Annotated in this window: 9 protein-coding genes and 1 pseudogene; 2 read left to right on the top strand and 8 right to left on the bottom strand. The window is 73.3% G+C overall.

All coding sequences use genetic code 11. The features are described 5' to 3' along the window. The coding region (locus tag AC13HU_RS22635; RefSeq protein WP_483043761.1) for a hypothetical protein at window positions 1-502 on the top strand (502 nt) is incomplete at its 5' end. Between the two features lie 100 nt (window positions 503-602). Here the strand turns inward: AC13HU_RS22635 and holA are convergent. Then, window positions 603-1,589 (bottom strand): DNA polymerase III subunit delta, encoded by a 987-nt coding sequence (holA, locus tag AC13HU_RS22630; RefSeq protein WP_483043760.1) that lies wholly within the window; start codon window positions 1,587-1,589, stop codon window positions 603-605. 119 nt (window positions 1,590-1,708) lie between these two features. Between holA and AC13HU_RS22625 the strand changes: the two genes are divergently transcribed. Then, the gene (locus AC13HU_RS22625; RefSeq protein ID WP_483043759.1) at window positions 1,709-1,966 is read left to right on the top strand and encodes a hypothetical protein; all 258 of its coding nucleotides are present in this window, start codon (window positions 1,709-1,711) and stop codon (window positions 1,964-1,966) included. Window positions 1,967-2,055: 89 nt separating this feature from the next. On the opposite strand, the gene AC13HU_RS22620 is transcribed toward AC13HU_RS22625, so the two are convergent. From AC13HU_RS22620 to AC13HU_RS22590, 7 genes and pseudogenes are all read right to left on the bottom strand, one after another. Beyond that, window positions 2,056-3,339 (bottom strand): MFS transporter, encoded by a 1,284-nt coding sequence (locus AC13HU_RS22620; protein WP_483043758.1) that lies wholly within the window; start codon window positions 3,337-3,339, stop codon window positions 2,056-2,058. A 20-nt stretch (window positions 3,340-3,359) separates the two neighbouring features. Further along, window positions 3,360-3,995 (bottom strand): winged helix-turn-helix domain-containing protein, encoded by a 636-nt coding sequence (locus AC13HU_RS22615; protein WP_483043757.1) that lies wholly within the window; start codon window positions 3,993-3,995, stop codon window positions 3,360-3,362. Window positions 3,996-4,286: 291 nt separating this feature from the next. Then, a complete protein-coding gene (locus AC13HU_RS22610) occupies window positions 4,287-4,610 on the bottom strand; it encodes a hypothetical protein (RefSeq protein WP_483043756.1) in 324 nt (107 codons plus the stop codon). Window positions 4,611-4,873: 263 nt separating this feature from the next. Continuing rightward, entirely contained in the window at window positions 4,874-5,485 is a 612-nt protein-coding gene (locus AC13HU_RS22605) for an HD domain-containing protein (RefSeq protein ID WP_483043755.1), read from the bottom strand. 200 nt (window positions 5,486-5,685) lie between these two features. Continuing rightward, window positions 5,686-6,012: pseudogene (locus AC13HU_RS22600) on the bottom strand (Ada metal-binding domain-containing protein); the annotation flags it as partial. Between the two features lie 235 nt (window positions 6,013-6,247). Beyond that, window positions 6,248-8,830, bottom strand: coding sequence for a ComEC/Rec2 family competence protein (locus AC13HU_RS22595; RefSeq protein ID WP_483043754.1), 2,583 nt, complete (start codon window positions 8,828-8,830; stop codon window positions 6,248-6,250). A gap of 208 nt (window positions 8,831-9,038) precedes the next feature. Beyond that, a complete protein-coding gene (locus AC13HU_RS22590) occupies window positions 9,039-9,917 on the bottom strand; it encodes a ComEA family DNA-binding protein (RefSeq protein ID WP_483043753.1) in 879 nt (292 codons plus the stop codon). Window positions 9,918-9,995 lie beyond the last annotated feature (78 nt).

Here is a 9,995-nt window from a genome sequence, read left to right as displayed (position 1 = left end):
CGACCTGCGCGGGTACACGGTCAAGGACAACCTCTGCGAGACCGTGGACCTGTCGGCGTTCAAGACCACCTATCCGAAGGACGACGACGACCCGACCAAGTACACCGCCAAGACCCCGACGCTGGACGAGATGTACTGCGACGAGGGGCTGGAGAAGGACAGCTCGACCTACTCCGACGCCTACCTGTACGTGCAGGTGGACCTGCACAAGAAGACCGACCCGAGCGGCGAGTTCGCCGACACCTGGCGCAGCTACACCCAGCACGACACCGACTACAAGGTGACCCCGGTCAGCGGCTTCGGCGACGAGGCGTATCTCGTCACCGAGGCCGGCACGAGCAGCACCTACGTGACGCTCGCGGTCCGCGACGGCTGGATGACGTACACCATGCAGTGGAGCGCGTTCACCGCCGGCACGTCGTCGGACGAACTGCCGTCGGCCGCCCAGGCGTCGGCCTGGGTGAAGTCGGCGACGCGGGCGACGCTGCCGAAGCTGAAGTAGAGGGTCCGGTACGGGTGCGCGGCGCAGCGTGGAGGCGGCGGGCGGGCAGCCAGGCATGGGCAGGCATGGGCAGGCAGCCGGGCATGGGCGCGGCAGGCGGTCAGGTGCGGGAGCGGGCGGCGCGGGCGATGGTGACCACGGCCTTCTCCAGGGCGTAGGCGGGGTCGGCCGCCCCGCCCTTGACGGCGGCGTCCGCCTCGGCGACCGCACGCAGCGCGACCGAGACACCGTCCGCCGACCAGCCGCGCATCTGCTGCCTGACCCGGTCGATCTTCCAGGGCGGCATGCCGAGGTCGCGGGCGAGCTGGCCCGGGTTGGCGCCGCGCGGCGCGGAGGCGAGCTTGCCGATCGACCGCACCCCCGAGGCCAGCGCGAAGGTGATGCCGGGCAGCGGCTGACCGACCGACAACGCCCAGCGCAGCCGCTCCAGCGCCTCGGCGGCCCGCCCGGTCACCGCGAGGTCGGCGACCTCGAAGCCGGTGGCCTCGGCCCGCCCGGTGTAGTAGCGCGCCACCACGTCGACATCGATGGTGCCGTCCACATCTGCGGTCAACTGAGTGCAGGCGCTGGCGAGTTCGCGCAGGTCGCTGCCGATGGAGTCGACCAGCGCCTGGGCCGCCTCCGGCGTCGCGGACCGGCCGAGGGTACGGAACTCCTGCCGGACGAACCCGAGCCGGTCGGCGGGCTTGGTCATCTTCGGGCAGGCCACCTCGCGCGCACCGGCCTTGCGGGCCGCGTCCAGCAGCGCCTTGCCCTTGGCGCCGCCGGCGTGCAGCAGCACCAGGATGATCTCCTCGGCGGGTGCGGCCAGATACGCCTTGATGTCCTTGACGGTGTCCGCCGAGACGTCCTGCGCGTTGCGCACCACGATCACCTTGCGCTCGGCGAACAGCGACGGGCTGGTCAGCTCGGCGAGCGTGCCCGGCTGCACCGCCTCCGGCGGCAGATCCCGCACATCGGTGTCGGGGTCGGCGGCCTTGGCCGCGGTCACCACCTCGCGCACCGCGCGGTCCAGCAGCAGGTCCTCCTGGCCGACGGCAAGCGTCAGCGGGGCGAGTACGTCGTCTGAAGCGGTCTTCCTGGCCATCGCCGACCAGCATCCCACGCGGCACCGACAACCCCGGCCTCCGCCCGGCCGCCGCCCGCCTTTCGCCCGTCCCTCCGCCCGGGTTCAACGGGCAACAGGCGCTCGGGCACAATGCCGGGGTGAGCGACGTACGACATGTCCTGGTGCTGCCCGAACGCGACGCGGCCGAGGAGGTCGCCGAACTCCTCTCCGACCGCTTCGACCTCGCCGGCGAGCCGCGTGTCCTGCGGGACGCCCTCGCCGGCGAGGACGACGCCGAGGACGCCCAGTGGCTGGTGGTCGTCGAGGACGACGACGACCTCCTCGACCCGGTGGCACTGGACGAGATGGCCGGGCGGCTGGGCGGCTGGCTGGAAGAGGACCGCGAGGAGCCGTAGCCCGGCACGTGCCCCGTACGGTCACGACGGTCACGACCGGGCGTGGCAGGGCGTGGCAGGCCGCGTGGCGCCGACCGGGCGCGGCTTGTTCACGCCGCGGCGGCGGTGCGGAGGCCGGCGCCGGCCTCCGGGTCCTCGGCCTTCGCCGGCAGTTCGCGCATCCGCGGTATGGGCGACGGCAGCAGCCACAGGGCGCCCAACACGCCGCCGGCGGTCGCCCACCACAGGGTCGGCCGCAGTCCGAGAGTGCTGCCGAGCAGGCCGCCGGCCAGCGCGCCCAGCGGCCGCACCCCGTAGTTGACCATCCGGAACGCGCCGCTGACCCGTGACCGCAGCGCGTCGGGTATGAGCGCGGCCTGGAACGACCCGCTGCCGATGTCCAGCAGCATCAGCCCGACACCGGACAGGAACTCGGCGCCGAACAGCGCCGCCAGCACCAACGGCCGCGGTCCGCCCGCCAGCGGCACCAGCATCAGCGGCGCGGGAAACCCGACGAACCCGAGCAGCACCGTCGGGCCGATGCCGATCGCGCGCACCACCCGCCCGGTGACGAACGCCCCCAGCAGCCCACCGACCGCCCCGGCGCCGAGCACCACGCCCAACGTGCCCGCGCTCAAACCGAGTTGATCGACCGCGTAGAGCACCATCAGCGCGTGGAAGACGAAGTTGAAGAAGTTCACCGTGGCCGCGCCCGCGGCCAGCGCGCGCAGGGCCCGGGAGCGGGCGATGAAGCGCAGCCCGGCCGAGAAGTGGCCCTTGCGCGGCTCGGCGGGCGGCGGCTCGACGGGCGCGATACGGGCCAGCAGACCGGCCGAGCACACGTACGACAGCGCGTCCACGAACAGCGCCAGCGGCGCGGCGAGTACCTGCACCAGCAGCCCGCCGACGCTCGGCCCCGCGACGAACGAGAACGCTCGGCTGCCGTTGACCAGCGTGCTGCCCCGGACGTACTCCTCCGGCTCGACCAGCGAGACGAACAAGGTCGCGTTGCAGACGTCGAAGACCACCGAGAGCGTGCCGACCAGGAAGACCACCACGTACATCTGCGGCAGCGTGAGATGGCCGAGGGCGTAGGCGAGCGGGAGCGACGCCATCAGCGCGGCCCGGCCGAGGTCGGCGGCGATCATCACCTGACGGCGCCGCCCTCTGCGGTCGACCCAGGCACCGGCAGCCAGCGAGAACAGCAGCGCGGGCAGCAGTCCGGCCATCGACAGCCAGCCCATCTCGGCGGCGTCCACATGCAGCACCAGCACGGCGGCGAGCGGCACCGCGAGGAAGGTCACCTGGTCCCCGAAGAGCGAGACCGTCTGCCCCGTCCAGTACCGCCGGAAGGACCGTTCCCCCAGCAGCTCCGGTACCCGCGCCGCTGCCACGCGCCGCAGCGTGCCGCCCGTCACGGCCGGCCCCCGCTCTCCGCATCGGGTCCGGCGGGTTCGGCGGGTCCGGCGGGTTCGGGGTCCACGAACGCGATCTGGAGCCAGGGCACCCGGCGGGCGCCCTCCGGGCGGAGCGCCGGGTCGGTTCCGCGGTCGACGAACTCGGCGAAGATGCCGGCCATCCGCTTCCCCAGCGCGCTCAGCTCCTCCGCCGTCAGGTAGAGCGTGGAGTCCGTGAACACCTCCGCCTCCTGCCACTCGCGCGGCAGTTCCCGGCGCGCGTCCTGCGCCCGCGCCATGCGGTGGAAGTAGTTCTCCGCGACGGCCGCGGTCAGCGCTTGGGCCGCCGACGCGACCGCGGGGTCCTCCGAGTACCCGGGCCAGTCCGTGAACTGCGCCGTGGCCCGCCACGGCTTCTCCCGCCCCGCCCCCGCCGGGTCGGCCTCCTCCGCCAGCCCGTACTTGGCCAGTATCCGCAGGTGGTACGAGCAGCTCGCGACGGACTCCCCGGTCAGCTCTGCCGCCCGGGTCGCCGTGAGCGGCCCCTCCCGCCTGAGCAGCCCGGCCAGCGCCATCCGGGTCGGATGCGCGTACGCCCGCAGCGCTCGCGGGTCGGTGAGCTGGACCGTGGACTGCGTCGGCTTCTCCATCATGCATATAAAGGTATCTTTAGAAAGAAGTGCTTACAAGCATTCCTTGCTAAAGGGTTCTTTAGGCAGCCCGGGGCGACCGGGGACGGGGGCGACCGGAGCGTCGGAAGCCCACGAGGGCGATCGCCTTGCGACCACCGCCCTCACCTACCCGGGAGGCTCGGAAGCCGGCCCCACCCGAGAGACCCGGCACCCCTTCGGGAGAAAGGAGCGCCCGGGGCTTCTACGTCTGCGCGTCGGCAAGCGGCTGCGTGCCGACAGCATCTGACGCTGCGTCGGACCGGGGCCGGCGGATCAGTGCGAAGCCGGCGACGGCATCCAGGAGAGCCACGCACATGCCGACGATGAAGGCTGCGCGCATGCCGCCGGTGAAGGCACGGTCGGCCTCCGCGCGTTTAAGACGCCGCGTACGGGAGCAGGTACGGAGGCCGCCGTGCCGTTGATATTGCCGGTGGCCACTTCCGTGGCCAGAGCGCTCAGATTCTGGTGCAGACCGTGGAGCCGACCGGCCTGGGAGGTCAGGTCGGGGGAGCCGGCCGCGGCCAGTACCGCGCCGATGCCGCCGAAGCCGGCGGTCATGCCGACGATGCGCATGGTGGAGTTGATGCCGGAGGCCATTCCGGAGCGCGATGGCGGGCACGATGCTGTTGGCCACGTTGCTCATCTCGCCGTTGATCAACCCCGTTCCCGGACCGCTGATCAGCCCACCGATCGCGTAGTCGGTCCAGTCGCTGTCCAACGGGGCGAAGGCCAGGAGCGCGGCTCCGACTGCCACCAGGAGCTGGCCGATGCCCAGCAGGGCGCGCGAAGCCACCCGTCGTCCCCGTTGCCGCGAACGAGGACCTGGGTCATGCCTGCCGGCGGCCCCGGCCCCGGCCCCGTCAGGAGACGGGCGGGAGCAGGCCCTGGGCGATCGCGGCGGCCCTGACCTCCTGGTACAGGGCGGTGAGGCTCTCACTCACCTCGAGCCTGGGTAGCTGCAACCGGTCCAGCGCCCCGGCGTCCGCGCCCACGTCGTCCCACCCCTGCCCGGTCAGACAGCGCATCAGCGCGGGATTCAGCCGGTCCACACCCCGCACGAGCCGGGCCTCGGGCGTGACGCCCTCCTCGTACTCATGCCACCTCTCGAGGAACTCGGCGCTCAGTTCGTCCGGGAGCGCCCCGTAACGGCGTTGGGCGACCTCCTCCTCGACAAGCGCCTTCTCTTCCCGGCGGCGGGCGCTGTCCTGGGTACGCCAGGCCGAAGGGTCACCCGCCTCGATCTCCACGAGGTCGTGCATGATGCACATCTTGAGCATCTTCTCCAGGTTCAGCGCGTGCCCGCACTCGCGCTCGAACTCGCGGTGCAGGACCCAGCAGACCAGTGCCAGGTGCCACGAGTGCTCGGCCACGCTCTCCTTCCGGTTCTGCGTGGCGTTGTTGTGCCGCTCGACCTCCCGGAGCCGGGCGGAAAAAGCGATGAAGTCGAAAACCTGGCGAAGCTCGTCACCCATGCTGTTTGCCTTTCTTGTTCCTGCGCTCTGTCTGCAACGGTGAACGGTGAAGTCACGCTGCCAAGATCGCCGGCCGTGCTGCTGTCTGGTGTGCAGGCGCGAAGAGTTGGTGGCCGCCAGGGCAGAGGTTCCACAGTCGCATGAGCGCGTAGGAGCGCCACGGGCGCCAGTGTTCGGTGCCGCGCATCGTCGGGGCAAGGTCGGCCGGCTGCCCCAGGCTCTGCAAGGCCCGGCCGGTCGCCGGGGCCGTCCGCGATCAGGCGCATGGCCCGGCCCACGACGTCGGCTCGCAGGTTCCACTCCGGCGAGCCAGGGCCGGCGTCGGGGTTGCGTCGCTTGCAGGCACGGTAATCGGACTCCTGGGCAGCCGCCGCGCTCCGGTAGAAGCGGACATTCTTGCGCATCGGGCAACCGGGGCAGCTCGGGCGGCAGTAGATGCCGGTGGTGACCACGGCCGAGGAGAACAGCCCGTCGAAACGAGTGTCCCGGCTCAACGTGGCCCGCCGGCAGCATTCGAAATCAAGCATGCCAAAACCTTTCCAGTGGGAAGGGCAGCGTGCTGGCAGCTATCGGACATGCAGGATCGCTCCTCCGCAGCCACGGTTGTCCCGTGGCCCCGGCCGGAGTCGCGGCCTCAGCCTGCCAACTCCTGGTGGTAGCGGCAACCGATTACTGTGTTCTCCGCCTTACGGCCACAACGAACCAGGCAGCCCGGGATTCCGCAGAAGCCCGATGCGGCGGGGACCTCCGAGCCGAGTGTTCTCACCCGGCCTGGCGGGGTGGAGCCCTGTGGTGCGGGACGAACGAGGTCCGCAGCTCGGCGGGTGCGTTCCCGCTCACGGCGATCGGTCCGTCCAGGTCGGTGCGCAGGACCACGGCGCCGAGCGCGCGCAGCGCCGCGACCGTACGGGGTGCGGGATGTCCGTAGGAGTTGCCCGCGCCCACGCTGATCAGGGCGAGGCGGGGACGTACGCGGGCGAGCAGCACCGGGTCCTGGTAGGCCGAGCCGTGATGAGCGACCTTCAGCACGTCCACCCGCGGCAACTCAGGTCGCTCCGCCAGTACTTGGGCCTGCACATCGGGCTCCAGGTCGCCCATCAGCAGCAGCGTCAGGCCCGCGTCGTGGACCAGCAGCGCGATGCTCGTGTCGTTGGGCGCACCGACCGGCAGTTCGGCGGCGGGCAGCCCGGCCGGGCCCGGCGCGGGCCACAGGGTGCGCCAGGACAGCGGGCCGACCGCACGCTCCTCCCCCGGGAGCACCCGCCGAAGCGGCACCCCGGCCGCCGCGGCCTGCCGCCGCACCTGCGCGGCCTGGCCGGGCGGATCGTCCAGCAGGGTCGTCTCGATCGCGCCCACCCGGCGGCCGCGCAGCGCTCCGGGCAGTCCGTCGACGTGGTCGGCGTGGAAGTGGGTCAGGATCAGCAGCGGGATCGACGTCACCCGCAGGTCGCGCAGGCACTGGTCGACCGAGGCCGGGTCGGGGCCGGTGTCCACCACGACCGCGGCGCCCGGGCCGGTGGAGAGCGCCAGCGCGTCGCCCTGGCCGACGTCGCACATCGCGAACCGCCAGTCCCCCGGCGGCCACGCGGCCATGACGCGTGGCAGCGGCACCGGCCGCACCAGGGCGAGCAGCAGTGCGATCGCGACGCCCGCACACAGCCACGGGCGGCGGAGCAGGCTCCGCCCGCTGACCACCGCCGCGGCCGTGACCACCGTGAGCAGGGCCGCTCCCGGCCATCCGCCGGGCCAGCCGATCTCCGCACCCGGCAGCGCGGCGCCATGCCGGGCCACGGACACGATCCACCGCGTGGGCCAGCCGGCCAGCCATGCCAGGGCGCGGGCCATCGGCGGGGCGAGCGGGGCCACGGCCAGCGCGCCGAACCCCAGTACCGTGGCGGGGCCGACGGCCGGCTCGGCCAGCAGGTTGCACGGCACCGCGACCAGACTCAACCGCGCCGACAGCAGCACGATCACCGGACCGCACGCCGCCTGTGCGGCCGCCGCCGCTGCCAGTGCCTCCGCCAGTCGCGGCGGCAGCCCGTGCCGGTGCAGTGCCGCGCCCCAGCGCGGTGCCAGTGTCAGCAGCGAACCCGTGGCCAGCACGGACAGCGCGAACCCGATGGAGCGGGCCAACTCCGGTTCGTAGAGCACCAGTAGCAACACCGCCCCGGCCAGCGCCGGGAGCAGCGAACGGCGCCGGCCGGTGCCGATCGCGAGCAATGTGATCAGGCCGCACGCCGCCGCACGCAGCACGCTCGGGCTCGGCCGGCAGACCAGGACGAAGGCGGCGGTGAGCGCGGCACCGAGCACCGCGGTCCAGCGCAGCGGCAGGCCGATCCGGGCCGCCAGGCCGCGCCGCTCCGAACGCGTGGCCAGGCCGGGTGGGCCGATCAGGAGGATCAGCACGATCGTCAGGTTCGCGCCGGACACAGCGGTCAGGTGCGCGAGGTCCGTGGCCTTGAACGCGTCCTTCAAGTCATCCGACAACCCCGCCGTGTCCCCCACGACCAGGCCCGGGAGCAGTCCGCGAGCGTCCTCGGGCAGCGGTGCGGCGGCCTTCCGCAGGCCGGCGCGCAGCCGCGCGGCCAGCTGCTGGGTACGCGTCGGGGGGCCGGTGATCCGCGGCGCGCCCCGCACCCGGAGCACGGCGGCGGTCTGTCCCCGCTCGTCCGGCGCGAACCGTGCGGCGGCCGTCAGCCGCATCGAGGGGACCAGCCGCAGCCAACTGTCCGCCGCGCCCGGCGCCATCAGCACCACCGGGGTACGCAAACGGGTCCGGCCGACGCGCTCGACGATGGCCGGCACTACCACCACCGGGTGTGGCGCCCCCGCTTCCGAGGCGAACGGATCGCCCGTCACCCGCACTGTCACCTCCGCGCCTGCACCGTGGCGCGCGAGCGACGGCACCGGCCCCCGGGTCAGGTCGGCGCCCTCCAGTGCGGCCGCCATCGCAGCGACCGCACCGCACAGCATCATCGCGATCGCCGCCGGCAGCAGGCCCGTCCGGCACCGCGAGAGCCCGGGACGCCCACGGCCGCCGCGGAACGCCGCCGCCACGGCCGGTGCGCCGACGACCGCCGCGGCCAAGGCCACCAGCGCCGCCAGCCCCGCGATCGCCGTGGCCACGCCCACTGCCGGCGCCGCCGCCGCAGCGCCCCACGCGGCCAGCGCGGGCCCGACCAGGCGCAGGTCCGGCGGGCCCTCCTGCCTCGGGTTCGCCGCGCCGAGCCGTGAGGCCGCGGCCGCATGCACCGCGGCACGCTGCTCATCCGCCGGCCGCGCGGTCAGGCGTTCGGTAGGCCGCTCGGTCGGACTCCCGCTCGACCGCGCCGCCGCCCCGCTCATCGGTCACCCCCACTCGCCGGGTCCGGCGCGACACCACCGCATTCCGTCCCGGAGGGGGGCCGCACCGCAGCACCCGGGCGCGGCCAAGACCGGATCACCTGAGCCTCATCCGGAGGCCGGAAGCAGGGCCACCACGTCGGGCCTGCCGAACCGGGAGCCGGCTTCCGGGCGTCGGGCCAACTCGCCTTGCCCGAACGGCGGTTGGGGATCATGGCTCGACCATCGGTTGGAGCGTGGCGAACTTGCGCGGGCCGATGCCGGGAATCTGCTGGAGTTGCTGGGCGGAGGCGAAAGCGCCGTGCTGGGTCCGGTAGGCGAGGATGCGCTGGGCGGTGACGGGGCCGACGCCGGGAAGCGCGTCGAGTTGGGGCTCGGTGGCGGTGTTGAGGTGGAGCGGGGCAGTGGGAGTGCCATCGCCGCCCAGGGAGCTGCCGGCGGCGGAGGCGCCGGCCGGACCGCCGGTGCTGGAAGGCGGTGGGGTGGTGCCGACGAGGATCTGCTCGCCGTCGGTGAGGGGCCGGGCGAGGTTCAGCGCGGTGGTGTCGGTGCCGGGCAGGGGTCCGCCCGCCGCGGTGAGGGCGTCGGCGACGCGGGCGCCCTTGGGGAGCCGGCGGACGCCGGGCTTGGCGACCTTGCCCGCGATGTCGATGGTGAGTTCGGGAGGAGGCGCGGGTGTGGAGGAAGGCGGGGCGGCCGCGAGTGGAGGCGGCGGCGGTGGGACGTGGACCGTGCGGGGACGGCCCACCCAGTAGTGCTGGAGGGCGAGCCCGGCGGCGACCGCGAGGACGACGGCGAGCGCCAGCACCGTTTTCAGTTCGAGCCCGCACCGCACGAACAGCCATGTCCGTGTCCGCCCGAGCGGGCCGGTCCCGAAGACGGGTGCGCCCGCGACCGGCGGGCCGAGCGACGGTCCGTCCGGAGGCGCCGCACCCGGCGGCCCCTCGCGCGCCGTGCCGAAGATGGCCGCGGTACGGTCCCGCGCCGCCGCGGCACCGGTCGCTCGGTCACGTCCACTCCCGCCGGAAGCCAGCGGCGGTTCGGGGCGATCGAGCGATTTCAGCGAATCCAACGAGTCCAAGAGGTCCATGACTCGATGCTGGCCCAGCGCCGCACCCCGGAACGATCTTGCTCCAGATCTGTGGAAAACCCACCGGATGTGGATAAC

It is taken from the genome of Streptomyces sp. NH27 (genome assembly GCF_056859195.1).
Note: the sequence above shows the minus strand (reverse complement) of the source record. Positions and strands in the feature narration are given on the sequence as shown.